The sequence below is a fragment of the Streptomyces sp. NPDC033221 genome (assembly GCF_055577005.1).
On record NZ_JBVIQN010000017.1, the window covers coordinates 98696 to 117735 of the forward strand.

Annotated in this window: 18 protein-coding genes; 12 read left to right on the top strand and 6 right to left on the bottom strand. The window is 70.1% G+C overall.

Features of this window, described 5'->3' with window-relative positions; translation table 11 throughout:
* Positions 1 to 91: 91 nt before the first annotated feature.
* Entirely contained in the window at positions 92 to 2098 is a 2007-nt protein-coding gene (locus ACZ53K_RS22745; protein ID WP_468839517.1) for a pectinesterase family protein, read from the bottom strand.
* A gap of 125 nt (positions 2099 to 2223) precedes the next feature.
* Between ACZ53K_RS22745 and ACZ53K_RS22750 the strand changes: the two genes are divergently transcribed.
* Positions 2224 to 2829, top strand: a complete 606-nt coding sequence (locus ACZ53K_RS22750) for an SMI1/KNR4 family protein (protein WP_468839519.1) — start codon at positions 2224 to 2226, stop codon at positions 2827 to 2829.
* A 15-nt stretch (positions 2830 to 2844) separates the two neighbouring features.
* Here ACZ53K_RS22750 and ACZ53K_RS22755 read toward each other — a convergent pair whose 3' ends face one another.
* On the bottom strand, positions 2845 to 3372 hold the full coding sequence (locus tag ACZ53K_RS22755) for an MmyB family transcriptional regulator (protein ID WP_468839522.1): 528 nt from the start codon (positions 3370 to 3372) through the stop codon (positions 2845 to 2847).
* Positions 3373 to 4244: 872 nt separating this feature from the next.
* On the opposite strand from ACZ53K_RS22755, the gene ACZ53K_RS22760 reads away from it, so the two are divergent.
* Positions 4245 to 4583: a MerR family transcriptional regulator gene (locus ACZ53K_RS22760; RefSeq protein ID WP_468839525.1), complete on the top strand. Its 339-nt coding sequence runs from the start codon at positions 4245 to 4247 to the stop codon at positions 4581 to 4583.
* Between the two features lie 284 nt (positions 4584 to 4867).
* Here the strand turns inward: ACZ53K_RS22760 and ACZ53K_RS22765 are convergent, their stop codons facing one another.
* The 3 genes from ACZ53K_RS22765 to ACZ53K_RS22775 form a co-directional block, all read right to left on the bottom strand.
* On the bottom strand, positions 4868 to 5182 hold the full coding sequence (locus tag ACZ53K_RS22765) for an SCO5918 family protein (protein ID WP_468839527.1): 315 nt from the start codon (positions 5180 to 5182) through the stop codon (positions 4868 to 4870).
* A gap of 90 nt (positions 5183 to 5272) precedes the next feature.
* The gene (locus ACZ53K_RS22770; RefSeq protein WP_468839530.1) at positions 5273 to 6772 is read right to left on the bottom strand and encodes a DEAD/DEAH box helicase; all 1500 of its coding nucleotides are present in this window, start codon (positions 6770 to 6772) and stop codon (positions 5273 to 5275) included.
* Between the two features lie 363 nt (positions 6773 to 7135).
* Positions 7136 to 7339 (bottom strand): cold-shock protein, encoded by a 204-nt coding sequence (locus tag ACZ53K_RS22775; RefSeq protein WP_045556499.1) that lies wholly within the window; start codon positions 7337 to 7339, stop codon positions 7136 to 7138.
* Positions 7340 to 7902: 563 nt separating this feature from the next.
* On the opposite strand from ACZ53K_RS22775, the gene ACZ53K_RS22780 reads away from it, so the two are divergent.
* The 5 genes from ACZ53K_RS22780 to ACZ53K_RS22800 all read left to right on the top strand — a co-directional run bounded on the left by ACZ53K_RS22780 (position 7903) and on the right by ACZ53K_RS22800 (position 11441).
* On the top strand, positions 7903 to 8700 hold the full coding sequence (locus ACZ53K_RS22780) for an alpha/beta fold hydrolase (protein WP_468839532.1): 798 nt from the start codon (positions 7903 to 7905) through the stop codon (positions 8698 to 8700).
* A 140-nt stretch (positions 8701 to 8840) separates the two neighbouring features.
* A complete protein-coding gene (locus ACZ53K_RS22785) occupies positions 8841 to 9914 on the top strand; it encodes a DUF5954 family protein (RefSeq protein ID WP_468839535.1) in 1074 nt (357 codons plus the stop codon).
* A 295-nt stretch (positions 9915 to 10209) separates the two neighbouring features.
* The gene (locus ACZ53K_RS22790) at positions 10210 to 10404 is read left to right on the top strand and encodes a hypothetical protein (protein WP_468839538.1); all 195 of its coding nucleotides are present in this window, start codon (positions 10210 to 10212) and stop codon (positions 10402 to 10404) included.
* Positions 10401 to 10844, top strand: a complete 444-nt coding sequence (locus ACZ53K_RS22795) for a sugar nucleotide-binding protein (protein ID WP_468839541.1) — start codon at positions 10401 to 10403, stop codon at positions 10842 to 10844. Before ACZ53K_RS22790 ends, ACZ53K_RS22795 begins: the two co-directional genes overlap by 4 nt.
* Positions 10845 to 10892: 48 nt before the next feature.
* Entirely contained in the window at positions 10893 to 11441 is a 549-nt protein-coding gene (locus tag ACZ53K_RS22800; protein ID WP_468839543.1) for an EF-hand domain-containing protein, read from the top strand.
* Between the two features lie 39 nt (positions 11442 to 11480).
* Here the strand turns inward: ACZ53K_RS22800 and ACZ53K_RS22805 are convergent, their stop codons facing one another.
* Complete coding sequence (locus ACZ53K_RS22805; protein ID WP_468839546.1) at positions 11481 to 12416, bottom strand: oxidoreductase; 936 nt, start codon at positions 12414 to 12416, stop codon at positions 11481 to 11483.
* A gap of 56 nt (positions 12417 to 12472) precedes the next feature.
* Here ACZ53K_RS22805 and ACZ53K_RS22810 point away from each other — a divergent pair, with 56 nt between their 5' ends.
* The 5 genes from ACZ53K_RS22810 to folE all read left to right on the top strand — a co-directional run bounded on the left by ACZ53K_RS22810 (position 12473) and on the right by folE (position 18991).
* The gene (locus ACZ53K_RS22810; RefSeq protein ID WP_468839548.1) at positions 12473 to 13114 is read left to right on the top strand and encodes a TetR family transcriptional regulator; all 642 of its coding nucleotides are present in this window, start codon (positions 12473 to 12475) and stop codon (positions 13112 to 13114) included.
* 1022 nt (positions 13115 to 14136) lie between these two features.
* Positions 14137 to 16968, top strand: coding sequence for an AAA family ATPase (locus ACZ53K_RS22815; RefSeq protein WP_468839550.1), 2832 nt, complete (start codon positions 14137 to 14139; stop codon positions 16966 to 16968).
* A 287-nt stretch (positions 16969 to 17255) separates the two neighbouring features.
* Entirely contained in the window at positions 17256 to 17621 is a 366-nt protein-coding gene (locus tag ACZ53K_RS22820) for a 6-pyruvoyl trahydropterin synthase family protein (RefSeq protein ID WP_468839553.1), read from the top strand.
* Between the two features lie 99 nt (positions 17622 to 17720).
* Entirely contained in the window at positions 17721 to 18392 is a 672-nt protein-coding gene (locus ACZ53K_RS22825; protein WP_468839556.1) for a 7-carboxy-7-deazaguanine synthase QueE, read from the top strand.
* Positions 18389 to 18991 carry a GTP cyclohydrolase I gene (gene folE / locus ACZ53K_RS22830; RefSeq protein WP_468839559.1) on the top strand — a complete coding sequence of 201 codons (603 nt, stop codon included), beginning with the start codon at positions 18389 to 18391 and terminating at the stop codon, positions 18989 to 18991. The genes ACZ53K_RS22825 and folE overlap by 4 nt, the downstream gene beginning before the upstream one ends.
* The last annotated feature ends 49 nt before the right edge of the window (positions 18992 to 19040 follow it).

A 19040-nucleotide genomic window follows, 5' to 3' on the forward strand; every position in this document is an offset into this window, starting at 1 on the left:
CCGTTGAACCACCGAATCCGCAGCGGAACGAACCGGGCCCCGGACGCCGAAGTACGGCATCCGGGCCCCGGTCGTGTTCGCAGCGCCGCGATTACAGCGTCCACGACGCCGAAGGCGTCCAGTCCCCGAGCCAGTCGGCGGCCTCGTATCCCGACGCCTGCCGCGGTGTCAGCTGCGGCCGGTCCAGGCCGGCCGGGCCCGCTCCGGGGCCGGTGTTGGCGTACTCGGCGAAACGGTCCTTCTTCCAGGAGAAGCCACCCATGTCCGTCCACGGAGCGGCTTTGACGGCGGCGCTCAGCCGCGTGTTCCGGACGACGGTCTGCGGATCGAGCGTGGCGTCACCGCCCGCGTGCCAGGGCCGTCCCAGGTGGAAGCTCCGCGCGCCGACATCGCCGTCGACGGTGGAGTCGGTGATCAGGAAGCCCTTGCTGCCGGCCGGGGTGGACGGCGCGGTGACACAGCCGGCCGAGGTGCCGTCCCAGCGCTTCTTGAGCGTCAACACCGTGCCGCGGAAGACGGCGGTGGCCCGGCCGAAGACGAAGTCGACGTTGCCGACGATGTGGCACCGGTCCACAGAGACCCGGCCGACCCGGCCCGGGGCGGCGCTGTCGAGCTGAAGGGTGTCCTGGTCACCATTGATGACGACGCGCTCCAGCACCACCTTGTCGGCCGCGGTGCGCAAGGCCACGGCCTGATGGTCCTTCTGACCGCGGTGAGCGGCCTCGTCGAAGTCGTTGGTGACGGTCAGGCCCCGGGCCCGGAAGTCGTCCGCCTCCACGGTGAGGGTGGCGCTGCCCGCGGTCCCGTACGTGCCACCGCCCGGCTTGGCGGTCCCGGCCGAACGGTCTTGCACGATCTGTGCGTCCGCCGCGTGCTTGCCGGTGCTCTGGAGGGTGAGGTGCGGCTTGTCCGCCGGGATGCGCACCGCCTCGCGGTACGTGCCCGGCGCGACGGCGATGGTGCCCCTGGACCTGTTGCCGCGCGGCACCGCGTCCACGGCGGCCTGTACGGCGCGGTACCGGCCCCGGCCGTCCTTGGCTACGGTGAGCGTGGTGGTCGCCGCCGCCGTCCGGGTGGGCAGCGACGCACGCGGCCCGGAACCGGCCCGGACGAGGGAGGGAACGTCCGCAGCGGCGTCGAGCGCGTACGAGTAGAACTTCCGCGGGTCGAAAGCCGCACCCCCTCCCCCGCTCTCGTTACGCCCCTCGGTGTCCTTGAAGACATTGCCGCGCTGGACGAGCGTGGCCGTCCGGTCCCTGGTCACGGGGTTGGCAAGACCCTGGAAATAGCTGTTCTCCAGCAGCATCACGGTCCTCCCACGGGCGTAATTCCCGTACGAGGCCTCGACGGCGCCACCCGGCGCGTCCTGGAGGAAGTTGTTGTACAGGTGCGCGTGCGCCGCGTTGTCCGTCGACGGGTTGCGCTGGGCGGTCTCCCGGAACCAGTTGTGGTGGACGGTGACGTCGGCCTTGACGTTCTTGGTCCAGCCGATCCCGAACGCCTTGTTGTGATTCTCCAGCCGGTTCCAGGACACCGTCAGATACGTGGTGTCCTTGCGGCTGTCGATCAGCCCGTCGGCCATGTGCCGCAGGTCGTTGTGGTCGATCCACACGTGGTGGGCGCCGTCCATCTGCACCGCGTCCCAGTCGTGCGCCTTGTCGTTCCACGTCCCGGCGTAGGAATCCCGGATCGTCAGATTGCGGATGATGACGTTGTGCACGCCCTGACCGAGGAAGAAGCCCCCGCCGACGATCTCACCGGAGATACCGGCCCCCACGATCGTCTTGTCGGAGGCGACCTTGATCTCCCGGCCCTTGGGGTCCACGGTGATCACCCGGTCGACGACGATGACGTACGGCCGTGGCGCGGTCGCGTACCTCTCCAGCTCGGCGAAGGTCCGTACGGTCACGGTCCCGCCTCCCCGGCCACCGTATGTACCGTTCTGTCCGAGCGCGTTGACGGAGGCGAATCCGTCCGCCACCTCCGCGGCCCTTACGGGCGCCGCCGCGGCGACGGCGGCCACCGGAACGCCCACCCGCAGGCCCACTGCCCGCCGCCGGTGCCGCGCGCGACGTGTTCTGTCGTTACGTGAAGTCATGTACCCGCTCTGCCGGTTCGAAGGTGAGGAAAGTCTTCGTGCAGCGGTTGCCGCCGGCACGGGAAAGGTTGCTTGGCGGAGGGCACGGCGAACCAGGCTGCGGACGTCATTGCTACGGTCGCCGGATGGTGAACTGGGACGAAGTGGACGTCCGGGCACGGATTCGGGAGAGGGCCGCACGGGATCCGGAGCGGAAGCGTTTCGGGGCGCCCACGCACCGGTACGCGCTGGCACCGCGGCTGCCGGAGACGGAGATCCGGGCGTTCGAGGTAACGCATGGCATCGCTCTGCCGACGGAGTACCGGTCCTTCGTCGCGGAGGTGGGCAACGGCCCGGCCGGGCCCGGTCAGGGCCTGATGCCGTTGACCGTTCCTCGCCCGGAGGCCGACGAGGAGTGGGCCGTGGACGGCGAGTGGGAGGACGACCGGCTGCCGGGCCGGCTCGCCGAGCCGTTCCCGCTCACCGAACCCCTGCCCGGCCGGATCGGGACACCGGTCGATGTACTGACCCGGGGCACCCTCATGCTGGCCGAACAGGGCTGCGGCATCTTCGACCGGCTCGTCCTGAGCGGCCCGCACGCAGGCGAGATCTGGCGGATCGATCCGGACTGGGGCGGCTTCGTACCGGCGAGCACCGGATTTTGTGCCTGGTACACCGATTGGCTGGCGAGCCCGGAGGGAGGGGCGGCGACGTCAACAGGATGCCGGGACCGGCGAGCGCCAGGCCCATGACACACGAGGCTGTCGTCAGCCTGTCCGTGTCGGTCGGGCTTGCGTACCGTCCTCGTGGGTGGCTGCCCAGGAGGCGAGCAGTCGCAGGCCCTCTTCGGACGCGGAGCCGGGCTCGGCGGTGTGGATCGTCAGGGTGAGGCCGGGTTCGGCCGCCATCTCCAGTCTTTCGTAAGCGAGGGTCAGCTCGCCTACGGCCTGGTGGTGGAAGCGCTTGGTGCCGGTGCCGTGGTGGCGGACGTTGTGGGCGCCCCAGCGGGTGCGGAATTCGTCGCTGCGCGTGGACAGCTCGCCGACGAGGCGTTCGGCGTCGTCGAGCCGGAGGGCGCGGGCGAGGGCTTCCAGTACGGCCAGGGAAGCACCGGCGAGGTTTCCGCGCTCCAGATTGGCGTAGTACTCCACGGTCATGTCGGCCAGCGCGGCGACTTCACTCCGGCGCAGGCCGGGTACCCGGCGCTGGCTGCCGACGGGCAGTCCCGCCTGCTCGGGGGTGATCTTCGCTCGCCGGGAGGTGAGGAACTCGCGGACCTCTGCTTGGTTGTCCACGCCAGGCCGAGGGCCGGCAGGCCGCGATTTCATGTCGTTCCTGTTGCGGTACTCACGGCTGCGGCCCGGGCCCTGACCCATCGGACACCCCCAGGATCGACCAGGAAGGCCCGGGCGCCCTCGCGCCCGCGGCCCGGCGCTCCGGGGGTGCAGGGCCGCGCGTCTGCCCGGCACCGCTCGACGCCGGCTACCTCACCGTCGGACACCTGAAAATCTATCGCGGCCGTTGTAGACATTGGGCGGTGGTGTGGCTATGGTTTCTCTCGTAACCTAGAGAGACCGAAGGGCCCGGCAGAGACGAACTGCCGGGCGGCAACATCAGCAAGTAAGTGCAGTTCGCAGGACGGTACGGCGGTGGAGTTTCGAAGCCAGGGTTGTTGCAGGACGGCGACGGGACTGACGGCCGGACCGGGTGGCCCGCAGTGATCAGGGGCCGCCACCCGCAGTACCGCAGTGAAAGCAAGTGAGCAGCACCTCGGTGAAGGCGTCGGCTGCGGGCGCGCGCACCGGGAGGTTCGGCAGTGGGGCCTCAAGCCTCAGCAGACACAGGACGGGCGACGGACCGGCTGCCGAAGAGCAGTTCGCATCACCAGTAGTTGCACAATTGATCACCGAGGGAAGAACGGAGGAGCGAGCGCCATCAGGATCGCCCGGGCGGACATCGTGAGCCCGGGTACCGCAGGACATCGATAGTGAGGTGGTCTCCGGTCAAGCAACCGCGATCCCCGCGGCCCCGGCAGCATGTCGGCCGGGTCGGCGGACACAGAAGGCCGGCGCAGTATCACGGCCGGCAGATGGTGTAACAGTTCCTTCGGGGCCCGGGTGCCAGTACGGCATCCGGGCCCCTCCACGCGTTCCATGAGAGAGGTTCGATGACAGCAGACGACTCGTACGACCGTCTCGATGACGACGATTACCCCGCCTACACCATGGGCCGGGCCGCCGAGATGCTCAACACCACCCAGGGGTTCCTCCGCGCCATCGGCGAGGCCCGCCTCATCACCCCGCTCCGCTCGGCGGGCGGCCACCGCCGGTACTCGCGCTACCAACTGCGTATCGCCGCCCGCGCTCGCGAGCTCGTCGATCAGGGCACCCCCATCGAGGCCGCCTGCCGCATCATCATCCTCGAAGACCAGCTCGAAGAGGCCCAGCGGATCAACGCGGAATACCGCCGCGCCGCCGACGCGCCGAACCCGCCCACCGATGCCTGAGACCGGTGGGACCGGGCATTTCCCGGGAGCTTCGTGACTGCCGCCCGCGCATGCTGCCCGCAGCGCTGCGCGTGCCGGGCGCCTCTGTCCTCCCAGGCCTTCGGGCCGGGAGCCGCCTCAGGCCACGGACGTCACGCCCCGTCGTTCTCGTGAAGGCTCGTCCGTAAGAGGTTCGTGAGCGACGGAAAACCGTTGCAGGCAGTGTGGGCCCGACCGACGCGTTCCGCGTTCCGGTCGGGCCCACACTGCTGTCCAGGTGCCGGCTTGGTGCCTGTTGTCCCCGGTCAGCCGGACGCGGGAGTGCCGAGCATCGCGGAAGCCCGCTGCAGCGGGCTGAGGGCGGGTACGAGTACGGGGGCGGCCTCGGGGAGGGCGTGGCAGGTGAAGCCGAGCTGCGCCATGGCCCGGAGGACTTCGCCGGCGGTGAAATCACGGCGGTCCTGGCCGGTGACGACCTCGCCGACCTGCTTGACGGGATAGCGGCGGCGGCCGATGGTCACGGATTCGCCGGTGCCCGATTCGGGCTTGATGCCCTTCATCGACTCCAGCACGTCGCTCTTGGTGAGCTCGAAGGGGAAACGGGCGATGACGCAGCGCATGTGACCTCACAGGGAGAGGGAAGAACGGTTTGGTCAGGGCGAGGCGGTTCTGTGGGAGAGGGCGAGGAGGCGAAGCTTCGCCTCAAGGTTCTACGCCGCCGGGTTGACGACGGACTCGCGTGCGCGCCGGGCCGCCGAAGCGGGGCGGCGTCGGCCCCGGCCCCGCCCTCCGGAGGAGTTGCTGCGCTGCGGGCGTTCGACCACCGGCGCGGTGATGACCACCGGGATGCCGGACGGGGCCTGGGCGCCGGTGATCCGGCTCAATGCCTCGTCGCCCGAGCGGACCTGGGTGGTCTGCGGCCGGATTCCGGCGTCCGACATCAGACGGACCATGCCGCGGCGCTGGCTCGGCGTGACGAGGGTGATGACGCTGCCGGACTCGCCGGCGCGGGCGGTCCGGCCGCCGCGGTGGAGGTAGTCCTTGTGGTCGGTCGGCGGGTCGACGTTGACGACGAGGTCGAGGTTGTCGACGTGGATGCCGCGCGCCGCGACATTGGTCGCCACCAGCACGCTGACATGCCCCGTCTTGAACTGCGCCAGCGTGCGGGTGCGCTGTGGCTGCGACTTGCCGCCGTGCAGGGCGGCGGCCCGTACCCCGCTGTTGAGCAGGTCCTGGGTGAGCCGGTCGACGGCGTGCTTGGTGTCCAGGAACATGATCACGCGGCCGTCGCGGGCGGCGATCTCCGTAGTGGTGGCATGCTTGTCGGCGCCGTGGACGTGCAGGACGTGGTGCTCCATCGTCGTGACCGCACCGGCCGACGGGTCGACCGAATGCACGACCGGGTCGGACAGATAGCGGCGCACCAGCAGGTCGACGTTACGGTCCAAGGTGGCGGAGAACAGCATCCGCTGCCCCTCCGGACGCACCTGGTCGAGCAGCGCGGTGACCTGCGGCATGAACCCCATGTCAGCCATCTGGTCGGCCTCGTCCAGCACCGTGATGCCCACCTGGTTCAGCCGGCAGTCACCGCGGGCGACGAGGTCCCTGAGCCGGCCCGGGGTCGCGACGACGACCTCGGCCCCGCCCCGCAACGCGCCGGCCTGCTTGCCGATCGACATCCCGCCCACCACCGTGGCCATCCGCAGCTGGACGGAGCGGGCGTACGGAGTGAGCGCATCCGTCACCTGCTGCGCCAGCTCGCGCGTCGGTACGAGGACCAGAGCCAGCGGCTGCCGGGGCTCGGCACGCTGTCCGGCGGTGCGGGCGAGCAGCGCGAGGCCGAAGGCGAGGGTCTTGCCGGAGCCGGTGCGCCCACGGCCCAGGACGTCGCGGCCGGCCATGGAGTTCGGCAGCGTCGCGCCCTGGATCGGGAACGGTGTGCTCACGCCCTGCCTGCCGAGTTCGGCCAGTAGTTGCTCGGGCATGCCGAGTTCGGCGAAGTCCGCGACGGCGGGCAGCGCGGCGGTGATCGTCTTGGGGAGCGCGAACTCACCCTGCGGCGGCCCGCTCCGGCGGCCACTACCGCCGGAACGAGCCGGGCCGCCGGACCGGCGCGATGCCGTCGAGCCGAAGCGGCTGCCACCCTTTCCTGCGGCGGCGTTGCCACCACGGTTGCGGGTGAAGCGGTCGTTCGTGGGTGTGCGGTTCATGCGGAACCTTCCTCGATGCGGCGCATATCAAGGAATTCCCGCGGCAATGAGCGACATGGAGAATTACAGGTATGGACCGATGGTAAAAGAAAGCATGTCCGGCCGGCGGAAATTCACGCGGGCGCGGATGCTGAATCAAGGTGACGCGACGGGGACGTGAAGTCCGGGCGTCGACTGCGGTGTGACTCTTGAGGATGCGCCGGGACACGCCTGCGTGCGCCTGCATCCCTGAACGGGGATCCGCGCGTGGCGAGACTACGGATACCTCCGCTTCGTCCCGCCGGTGGAACCGCCGCGGAAACTGCGTGCAGCTGGGGCCCGCACCCCGAAGGATGCGGGCCCCAGCTGCACAGTGCGTCAGTGTCAGGCCGGAACGATGTTCTCGGCCGTCGGGCCCTTCTGGCCCTGCGCGATGTCGAAGGTCACCTTCTGGCCTTCGAGCAGCTCGCGGAAGCCCTGGGCGGCGATGTTCGAGTAGTGGGCGAACACGTCGGGGCCGCCACCGTCCTGCTCGATGAAGCCGAAGCCCTTTTCCGCGTTGAACCACTTCACGGTACCAGCAGCCATGTCATATCTCCTTCGGGGCAGTACATCGGAATCCGCACTGCACGGACACCGTGTCGCCGCAATGATTACCCCGCCCGGAAAATGACCGGAAGTACAAAAACGCTCCCGTCGGCACGAGCCGAATGGGGGCACTTGAAGTTCGGGAACCACAACTGCAACTGAGATCGACAGTAGCATGCCACAACGCCCCTCGTCGCTCGAATAATTTCGTTCCGCTCACTTCGGCAAAAACTCTCATCACACGGTTCGCCAAACTCTCATCTCGCGAGCACAGATATTGACCTACGCGGGGCGCAATTCCCGGAAAGGGCGGAGCCGTCAGCAAGGTCGGTGGCGAACCGTGGACCGTCGGCGGGCGGCGGGTCGGCGGTCAGCGGCGGATCGATGTCCGCAAGACGCGCGAGGCGCTGCAGGGCGCCCTGTAACCGACGGCCCAGCGCCCAGATCGGCGTCCGAACTCCCTGTCACCAATGCGCAGTTGCCTGTTTGCGGCGCAAGCGCCAAGGCATACGGTGCACAGAGCAGCCGGGATCGCGCCGGGCACACCACCAAGGAGCCCCGCAGTGGACGACACTCCCATGCCCTCCATGCGTGCCGAGCTGGATCTGGACGGCCGCCGCCTGTCCTACCTGGACTTCGGCGGGAACGGACGGCTGCTGCTCGCCCTGCACGGGCACCTCGACGAAGGGCGCACTTTCGCCCCTCTCGCGCGGGACCTGGCCCCCGACTGGCGTGTCATCGCGCCCGACCAGCGCGGTCACGGGGATTCGGACCGGGCACCGCAGTACACCCGCGAGGGGTATGTCGACGATGCCGTGGCGCTGCTTGACCACTTCGCGGCCGGGCCGACGGTGGTCCTGGGACACTCACTCGGTGGACTCAACGCCTACCAGCTGGCCGCCTGGCACCCGCATCTGGTGAGCGCGGTCGTGGTGGAGGACGCCGGTGCCGAGATGGGCGTCGCGGGAGGCGTGAATCCCTTCCTCTTCTTGAGGGGCTGCCCCTACCGGGCGGCCACCCCCGAGCAGTTGATCGCACCCCTCGGCCCGGCCGGGCCGATGTTCGCGGACGCCTTGCGGCAGCTCCCCGACGGGTCCTGGCGCCTGCCTTTCCACCCGCAGGACACCATCGCTTCCCACGCGAACAATGAGGGCGATCACTGGGCCGACTGGCAGGCGAGCGACTGTCCCGCCCTGCTGCTGTACGGGGCGCGAAGCCCCGTGGTCAGTCGTGCCCACGCACAGGCGATGGTCCGGCGCCGTCCCGGCACTGAGGCAGTGGCATTCGATGCCGATCACTTCCTCCACCGCGACTGCCGGCAGGAGTTCGCGCGCGCCGTCCGCGCGTTCCTCGATGCGTGAATGCGTGACGGTGCCCGTACGAAGGTTCGGGCGGCGCGGACGGGCCCGCCCGCGCCGCGGCCAGGAACGTGGGTCGCTGGTGGTGGTGAGGAATCGGGAAAACCATGTCAGGCACCTGCTGCGGTCGGCAGGATGAGGGCATGGGCCATGAAGAGGTGAGTCGGGGCGGGATGCGGCCGATCGTGGTGCGGCATCCGGCGGGTCCGGTGGAGGCGGTCATGGAGGCCGACGCGCTCGACGCCGCCCTGGACACCTCGACGATACTGGTACGCGGCCCGCTGTTCGGGGTGGCCGCACAGGACGCCGGGCAGGCGCCGCGCTGGCGGGTGGTGACCGCGGTGGAGGCCGGCTGCCCGCAGCAGGCCAGAGACAGCCTCAACTCATTTCTGTGGTTCCGGGCGAAGGACGACACCCAGGACCGGGAGGAGCGGCGCGCCCTGCTGGCGGCGGTCACCCGGCTGGAGAGCGAACGCGTCGACGACCTCACCGTACTCAAAACCCGCTTTCGGATCGTGCGCGCCGAGGAGTACGCGGGCCTGCGGCCCGACGGCATCGAGCAGCCCCGCCCGAGCGACCCGGAACCCGCCGTGCCCGACTGGGGCCGCAGCGCCAAGGAAGCGATCGACGACCGTCTGCCGCTTGACCCGGATGCACCGGTCACGCCCGCCCAGGCCGCGGAACGGCTGGCGCTGCGCAGTCTGGCCTATACCGGGTCCCGGTTCCCCGAGGACGTGCGCAATGACTCCCGTCAGGCGCTGGAGACCCATCCCGATGTCATGCTGCTGCCCACGACCTTCAGGATCGTGGAGAACAGCGGTTCCGGATGGCAGACAGGCGGGGGTCTGCACTCCAGCGCGCACGGTGCCCGCCGCTCGCTGGACTTCGCCCTGACGTGGCTCCAGCCGCGCCTGCGCGGACTCATCCCGCACGCCGTCGACAACACCGGCACCGACGCCCGTACGGTGGCGGCCGAGGGCACCGGCCCCGCGGCCGAAGAACTGGCCGAGTACGCCCGGGCCGCTGACCGGCTCCGGGCCGGGCACGTCAACCAGGTCGAGGCCCATGGCACCGTGCACCGGATCTGCCGCGTCCGTCGCCTGCTGCGCTGGGGCTCCGACGACCCCGAAGGCCCACGCCCGTCCGACATCAACACCCAGGACCCGATCCGAATGCACCCGCTCATGGATGAGGACGGCAACGTTCACTACGACTGAACGTGCACGACGACCAGGGGGCGTACGGCGCCTCGAACGTCTCCGGTGTGGTCAGGTGTCGGTGGGCGGCGCAGTGGTCACCGTCATGCTCGGGTCCTACGGTCGGGTGGCCGGCCGGCCGCTGCGGTCGTGGCTCTGAGCACCAGGTCGTGCTCGCGTGTCAGTCGGGGACGGAACAGCAGGTCGCCGTGGGGTCCCGCGTATCTGGCTGCCGGGAACTGGCGGAGGTGCCGCCGGTCCACGAGGTCGCCCGTCACCATTCCCAGCCGGCGGTCACGGAGCCCGCTGGGCGCCCTTGGACGCCACCGACGTCCGCGACTGCCGCCGTCTGCTCGCCCGTATCCGTCCGGCGCGCGTCGTCCTGGTGCACGGTCCGTCCGACGTCACCTGGTGTGAGGCCAACCCGGACGAGGCACGGGCCGCGCACGTCGCCGCGGCGGACACCTTCGCCGCCCTGGCGCCGGACTCGCAGATCGTCATGATCTCTTGAACTTCTTCGCCGGCTGCGCCCATCACCTGCGTCGCGGAGAGCCGGTCGAGGCCCCTGACGACCACTGGACGACACCGGTGCTCCTGGACGACGTGGCGGAGGTGACGGCCGCGCTGCTGCATTCCGGGCACCCGCTGCCTCCGGTGCTGCACCTGGGCGGGCCCGACCGCCTCACGCGCGCCGCATGGGCCACCGTCATCGCCCGGTCGCTGGGCGCTCCCGCGACACTGGTGCATCCTGTACCGCGGGCCGGTACGCGCTACGCCTCCCGTCCGGTGAACGCGTGCCTCGCCAGTGAGGTGCTGCCAAAGCTGCCCGTCGTCGGGAGCGTCACCGTCCGCGGGGTCCGCGAAGGAGCGCGCCTGCTGGCTTCCGAGTTCACCGCGCCCTCAGCGCCTGGAGACGGGAGAGCGCAGCGGCCCTCCGATCTGCGACGGTGACCGGAAATCCGCCTAGCTGTACCACTGTCGCGCATTTACCTTGCGCCTATGAGTGAGCTGCGCAACCGGAAGTACGCGCGGTGGTTCCGCGCTGCGGACGTCGACGGCGACGGCGCGATAACGCGGCCGGATGTCGTCATGATGAGCGAACGCTACCTCCGGGCCAGGGGCATTCCCCGCGACTCCCCTCAGGCGCGGCAGATGGACGAGACCATGCACCGGTTCTGGGAGTCCGTGATCGCCCCTGCCGACGCCGACAAGGACGACAGGGTGACCTTGGCGGAGCTGATTCAGGCGTTCGCCGCCGCTTTCACCGATCGCGCCCGCTACCCCGAGGAGCTCGCGCCGGTCGCCGACCGCTTCTTCGACCTGGCCGACGCCGACGGGGACGACGCGATCAGCCGCACCGAGTTCACGTACATCTTCGGGAGCACGGGACGGGCCGCCGACGATGAGTGCGCAGAGGTGTTCAACGCGCTCGATCTCGACGCCTCCGGAGCCCTGTCGCGGGCCGAGTATCACAAAGCCGCGTCCGAGTTCTTCTACGGAGACGACCCCGATGCGCCGGCCAACCACATCTTCGGCCGTCTCGCCTAAGGGAAGCGGGCCGCCACCCCCCGCAGTGGGGAAGGCTTTCTAGGAGGCGACCGGGAACGCGAAGGGCGTGGCGGTCAGTTGTTCCGACAGCTCCCACAGGCGGCGGCCCATTTCGGGGTCGCTCGCCGCGGGGGACAACCGCACCCGCGCCGGGCCGCCGCGCAGTTCGCCGAAGCCGTCCGGGCCGATGAACTCGCCGCCCTCCACATCGGGGGCGGTGGCCGCGTACAGCTGAGGCAGTGCGCCCTGCTGCGGAGACTGGGCGAGCGGCAGGAGAACGCGGCCGAAGAGCATCTTCACCATGCCGACCGGCGCGCTGGTCTGCAGGTTGGTGGCGGTGTAACCGGGGTGGGCGAGCACGCTGCGCACCGGGCTGCCGGCCGCGGTCAGCCTCCGGTGGAGCTCGTGTCCGAAGACGGCATTGGCGAGCTTCGACTGGTTGTAGAACCGCATGGGCGAGTACGCGCGTTCACCGGAGAGGTCGTCGAAGTACAGGCGCCCCTGCCGGTGGTTGGCCGAACTCACCGTGACCACGCGGGGGTCGTTGCCGCCCGCCAGCAGGTCGAGCAGCAGAGCGGTGAGCGCGAAGTGGCCGAGGTGGTTGCAGGCGAACTGCAGCTCGTGCCCCTGTGCGCTCAGTGAGCGGGGCGGTGCCATCACGCCGGCGTTGTTGACGAGGACGTCCAGCCGCGGGTGGTCGGCGCGCAACCGGTCGGCGAAGGCTCGTACCGATTCGAGGTCGGCCAGGTCGAGGGGGCGCGCCTCGACGCTTGCGCCGGGCTGCTCCGCGGTGATCTCCGCGACGACCCGGTGGCCCTTGGCCGCGTCACGTACCGCGAGGATCACGTGCCCGCCCTTGCGGGCGAGTGCCCGAGTGGTCGCCAGGCCGAGGCCGCTGTTGGCTCCGGTGACGACGGACACCCGGCGGGACTGGTCCGGGATCTGGTCGGCAGTCCAGCGCTGCTTCTTCATCATGTGGCACACGTTGCCCCGAATGGCACTCGGTGTCAAGGCGTCATTGAGTGCCATGGATGACATGGAGGTACGATGACGGGGTGAACTCCCCCACCCACGTCTCCATGGCCCAGCGCAAGCGCCAGCTCGTCTCGGACGAGCTGAGTGAAGCTGCCCTGCAGCTCCTGGCGCTGAAGGGGTTCGACGCGGTCACCATCGACGAGATCGCCGCCGCCGCCGGGGTGTCCAAGCGGACCTTCTTCCGGTACTTCGCCTCCAAGGAGGACGTGGTCGTCCAGTTCCTGGCCGACATGGGCGCCGGCATCCGCACGGAACTGGCGGCCCGCCCCGTCGAGGAGCCCCCTTCGGTGGCCCTGCGGCACTCCGTCTGGGTCTCCATGGCCGCCTGCGCCGCCCCTGCCGACCACTCCGAGCGGGCCCTGCGCGTGGTCCAGCTGATTCTGCGCACCCCCGCCCTGCGCGCACGCTTCCTGGAACGCCTGGATCAGTGGCGTGACGACCTGGCGGCAGAGCTGGCGCAGCGTCTGGAGGCCGGATCCGAGGCCACGTTGTACCCGCAGCTGGCTGCCGGGATGGCGCTCACCGCCTTCGACGCCGTGCTGCAACGGTGGAGCGGCAGCGACGGCGGCGAAGACCCCGCCGAACTGATCGACCGGGCCTTCGCGATCATCGCCCCGGCTCTGGACACTGCCGGATAGCTCTCCAGGGTCTCCTGGGCGCGGCAGATCCCGGCATTTCCCATGACGCTGCAGTTCACCGCGGCCGAGGAGCGGTGCACCGCCCGCGCGACCGGGGTCTGTACGGCCTGGAGGAGGGGTGGGTAGAGTCTCCATTCCGGCTACCAATGGGGCAGGAGGGTCTCCTGTTGTTGGTTGTTCACTGTGGGCGGCCTGCCCCTTTTGCCGAGCGGGCCCTCGTTGATCGCGGTCGCCGTGTCGCACGCGTAGCGGCACTTCTGTTCACCCGTCAGCGGCGCGGACCTCTTCACCACGGCAACCTTTCGTCCATCGGCGACCACTGTCGCGGAAAGGCGTTCCTCACCATCCAGGGCGATTGAGCAGGTACATGACTGCATACAACGACGGGGAGCACCGCGCACGGCACGGGCGGTGTGAAGCCGGCGTTCGCGAGGATGTGCCGGTGGCCGCCTTCGACCCGGCGGAATCCACCGGTGGTGATGGGCTGTTCCGGGGGCCCGGCGGAATCGGTTCCGGCACGTTTTTCCCCGCGCCGAAGCCGGTCCGTACCGGGGAAGAGCCCGCCATCGTGGCCCGATGCCCTTGATACTCGCGGCACCGACGCGCCACGGCCGCGAAAGGGCCGCGCCCCTTCCCGGTTCGCGCCCGCCTTCCGGCCGGCCGTATGCCGTCGCCACCGCACCGACCGACGAAGGCCCGTCAGCATGGCGAGGCGCTTCGCCGGCACCGCCATGCCCTTCTGCGACCGCCTTCCCTTTCCTGCGCGCCGGCTTACGGGCGTCGCTCTTCCGCTCGGTGCGGGCTCCCCCGTGGCCGCGCTGGTCCACGCTCATGCTCAGCTCTCTAGCACGAAGGCACCGACATATGAACTGCCGTCCATTGCGTACGCATTCTCGTCCTCTCGCCTTACTGATCTCGACTGCACAGCGTCCGACCGCTCGGGGTGAACACGGGGGGAACGGAGACATATGAGTGTGGAAACGCCACCAGCTGAAGGCCTGTCGCGCGCGGGTGACTCGGCGATGACCGCCCGTCGTCCCGAGATGCACCTGCTGCGCCGGGCGCTGGCCGACAGCAGTGCCGGGCGGGGCGGTCACTGGGTCGTGTACGGAGAGACCGGCGCGGGAAAGACCTCTGTGCTGCGCGCCCTTCGCGAAGAGGCACGCGCGCTCGGTCATCTGGCCGTGGAACTGAAGTGCACGCCGATGGAAAGGGGCGTGCCTTTCGGCACCGCGCGCAAACTCATCGCCCTGTACGGCGCATCGCTCCCGACGGGAGGAACGGCCGCGGAATCGCTGCGCCGGGCCGAGGAAGCGCTTTCGGGCCGGGTGACGTCGGCCGCGGGCCGGGAGCCGATGCTGGGCGAGGTGTACACCGGGCTTCAGGAGGCGACCCAGGCCCTCACCGCGGCGGCCCCGCTGCTCATCACGGTCGATGACATCGGCTCGGCCGATGCCGCCTCGCTGGACTGTTTATCCTATTTGCTGTGCCAGTGCGAAGGAGCGGGCCGCTTCCTCATCGTCCTGACGCTGGCCGACGGTGAGCCGGTGCAGGCACAGGCCGCTCTGGAGGAACTGCGGCTGAGCGCCTCCGGACGTATCGAACTCGGCGGTCTCGACCTGCCGGGCACGGCCGAACTGGTGACGGCCGTGACCGGCCGGCTGTGTGACGCCGGCCTCGCGGCGGCCTGCCGTACGGCGACGGCGGGCAACCCGCTGTTCCTGCGGGCGCTCGCGCAATCGCTGTCGGCCCGTCGGACCGTCACCCCTGGAGAGGTCGCCGGTCTGGGGCCGCGAGCCGTCGCCGACCATGTGCTCGCCCGGCTCGCACGCGTCTCGGAGCCTGCGTCGGCCATGGCCCGTATGGTCGCCGTCCTGGGGGACGGTCCCGATCCGCTGATGGTCGCGGAGCTGGCCCACCTGGACTGTGCGACGGGCTCGGAGGCGGCGGATGTCCTGGTGCGCATGCGCCTGTTCCGCGACGGGAGACAGATGTCGTTCCGCCATCCCGTCGTGGCGGCGGCCCTCCGCGAGCAGACATCCATCGTGGTCAAGAACTCCGCCCATATGCAGGCCGCGGAACATCTGCAGAACCGTGCGGCCCCGGCCGAACAGGTGGCAGGACACCTGATGGCGAGCACCCTTCCACTGACGGCCTCCTGGATGGTGGACACGCTGCGGTCTGCCGCGCGGTCCGCCCTCGTACGGGAGGAAACGGGCGAGGCCGAGGGGTATCTGCAACGAGCCGTGCAGGACGCGCGGGGAGAGGGCTGGCGGCGGGCCGCCGCCCAGCTCGTGGACGTGCAGTTGCTCACCGATCCCTCTGCCGCCATCGGCCGGCTCTCGGACATGGCCCGCCGAGGTGTGACGGCGGAAGAGCACCCGCAGCTCCTGGCGCGGCTGGCGGACGCCTCGTTCTTCTTCGGCACGCGCCCTCGGATACGGCGCGAGCTGGCCGAGGCGGTCGAGGCGGTCGCCGTCTCGCAGCCGCACTACACCGCCGACACACAGTTGTACCGCGTGCTGCATTCCCTGTCCGAGCTGTCCACGAAGGAAGCCTGCGAACTCGGGGACCGGTATCTCGCGTCCGATCCTCAAGAGGGCGTGCTGCGCAGTGCGGCCGGGGTGCTGAGCGCCGTGAGCGGCTATGCGGCGGGCCGGAGCAGGGAGGCCGCCCTGGAACTGGTGAAAGAGTCGCTGCGCGACCCGGCCCTGTACGAACTCCCCAGCACGGCGCCCTTGTGCGCCGGGACGACGCTGCTGGTGCACGAGGGTCACCTCGATCTCGCCGCGGAGTGCTGCCGGCACGGCATCGCCGTGGCGAAGAGGGAAGGGCGGCAGCTCCAGGTCGCCGCGCTCCTGCCGACCCTGGCGAAGATCGCCCGGATTCGCGGGGACCTGCGCGAGGCGGAGAGCCTGCTGCGCACCTGCCTGAAGGCCTTCGGACGGTACGGGGTGTGGCGCGCCAACCCGTCCGTCGTATGGGCGGCTGCCGCGCTGGTCGGCGTCCTGGTCGACCTGGGGGAACCGGCCGCCGCCCGTACGGTGCTCAGTGAGAGCGGCTGCCACGGTGACATGCCGGCGATGTGGTCGACGCAGGCGATGCTGAAGCAGCGGGCCCGGGTGCGGATGGCGGCCGGAGAGCTCGGTGACGCGCTGGAGGATCTTCGCGAGTGCGGACGGCGGTCGGAGACTCTGGGGCTGCTCGGCGTCGAGTCCGGGGAATGGCGCCGTCTGGCCGCCGAGGTGCTGCACCAATTGGGGCGGCATGAGGAAGCGAGGCACTTGGCGGAGGAAGAGCTGGCAGCCGTACGGGGCAAAGCCACGGACCGTACCCAGGGAGCCGCCTTGCGTACGGCGGCGCTGGTCATCGGCGGTGACGCGGGCCTCGGGCCGGCGCAGGAGGCGGTGCGGATACTGACGGGAACCCCCGATGTACTGGGGTTGGCCCGTGCGCAGTTGACTCTGGGCACCCTTCTCCAAGGCGTCGGCGACCGGGGTGCTGCCCGGGGAACCCTGGCACAGGCGCACGCGCTCGCGAGCCGCTGCGGTGCGGCGCCGGTCGAGGCACAGGCCCGTGAGCAGTTGCACTCCCTGGGCCGGGACCGTGGCGGCCGGGCCGTGACCGGGCTGCTGTCCCTGACGAGGCGGGAGCGGCAGGTGCTCGCCGATGCCGTGCGTGGCCGCAGCAACGGCGCAATCGCCGAGGCGCTCTTCATCACGCGGCGCACCGTGGAGATCCACCTGACCAGTGCCTACCGCAAGCTCGGCATCCAGGGGCGCAAGGAGTTCGCGAAACTCTACAACCGGCAGGAATTGTGGGCCTTGTTGACCGATGAGACGGTCGGAGGATAGCGGCAGCCGGTCCCGGGCACCGCCCCCCATACAGGCGGCACTCACCCGCACGGTCAGGCGGTCGGAGCATTGCGCTTCGGCCGCCTTCCGGCGTTCCGGAGCCGAACGGGAGGTGCGCGTTTCCACGTGCCGGAGCCCGCGGGCAAACCTTCGGTGCGGACCGAGAGGCCCGCGCTTTCCCCAGCGCCGAAGATGAAAGCGACCCCGGTTCCCGGCCGGAGCGGATGTCACTCGCCGGCCGGGAACCGGTGAACCGCTTGTTTCCCTTTACCCGAAGGGCGAGTCCGTTGGGATTCCGTATCAGCAAAGAGTTTCACTTCTCCGCCAGCCATCGTCTGGACCACCTCGACGACGGCCATCCCTGTTCCCGGATGCACGGGCACAACTACGTCGTCGAACTCGAACTGTCCGCCGACGACGACTCCCTGACCAAGGCCGGCTTCGTACGCGACTACGGGGAGCTGGCGGATTTCAAGCGGTGGCTCGACGCCGAACTCGACCACCGTCACCTCAACGACGTGGTCGCCGACCTGAATCCGTCCGCCGAGAACCTGGCGCGGTGGATCCACGGGAAATGGTCCACCGGCCTGCCGGAGCTGACCGCGGTCCGGGTCTCCGAGACCGACAAGACCTGGGCGGAGTACCGGGCATGACCACGCGGCCCCGTGAGGCCGGGCGGGAGCGGGAGGGGGGTGGCGCCGCGGTGGGACCGAAGCTCGTCGTGAACGAGATCTTCGGCCCCACCTAGCACCGTGCAGGGAGAAGGCCCGTCCGCCGGCCGGCGGTGCGCGTTCCTGCGGCTCGGCGGCTGCAACCTCTCGTGCCGCTGGTGCGACACCCCGTACACCTGGGACTGGTCGGGCATCGGCGACTCCGGAGTCGCGTACGCGCCCAAGGACGAGCTGCATCCGATGCCCTGGCGCGAGGTGCTGGAACGGCTGCTGGCCTACGAGGCCGACCTCATCGTCATCTCCGGCGGTGAACCGCTCAGCCAGCAGAACCGCCTGCTCCCCCTGGTGCGCGAACTCCGGTACCACGGGCGGGACGTGGAGATCGAGACCAACGGCACGATCGCACCGGACGCCGGTCTGATCACCGGCGGCGTGCGTTTCAACGTCTCCCCCAAGCTGTCCCACTCCGGGGACCCCGAGAACCGGCGGATCGTTCCGGAGGCGCTGCAGGCGCTCGCCGCGGTCCCCGGCACCGCTTTCAAATTCGTCTGCCGCGACGAGGACGACCTGGCGGAGGTCGCGTCCCTCGTGGACCGCTGCGGCACCCGGCCGGTCTGGATCATGCCCGAAGGGCAGACGTCCGAAGCCACCCACCGACATCTCGCACAGCTTGGCGATCACGTCGTAGCGCGCGGATGGAACCTCACCACACGCCTTCATGTGGCCGTGTGGGGCGACAGGAGAGCCATATGACGACGAGCGCCGAAACCCGCACGCTGGAGATGCCGCACGAGGCCACGGAGCCGGTCCAGGACCCTCTGGAGGCGCTGGCGCGGCAGCTCCTCACCGAGATCGGCGAGGACCCGGAGCGCTCCGGTCTGCTGGACACGCCGGCCCGCTTCGCGCGGTGGTGGAGGGAGTTCACGCAGTACGACGCGGGCAAGGTCGAGACCGTCTTCCCGCTGCGCACGATCGGACAGCTGGTCACGGTCTCCGACATCAATGTGTGGTCGCTGTGCGAGCACCATCTGCTGCCGTTCTCGTGCTCGCTCACGATCGCCTACCGGCCGGACTCCCATGTGCTCGGGCTCTCGAAGTTCGCCCGCATCGCACACCGCCACGCGCACCGGCTGCAGATCCAGGAGCGCCTCGTCCACGACATCGCCTCCGAGATCACGGCGGTGACCGGGTCCCCCGACGTGGCCGTGATCGGCAAGGGCGAGCACCTGTGCATGTCCATGCGGGGCATCCGCACGCCGGCGGTCATGACCTCGTCGGCGTTCACCGGGATCTTCGAGGAGTTCGGGCCCGCGCGCGACGAGGTCGTCAACGCGGCCGGCGGGCACCGCTGACCGGGCGGTCCGCGACCCGCTCCGCCTGCCCGCCTGCCCGCCTGCCCGC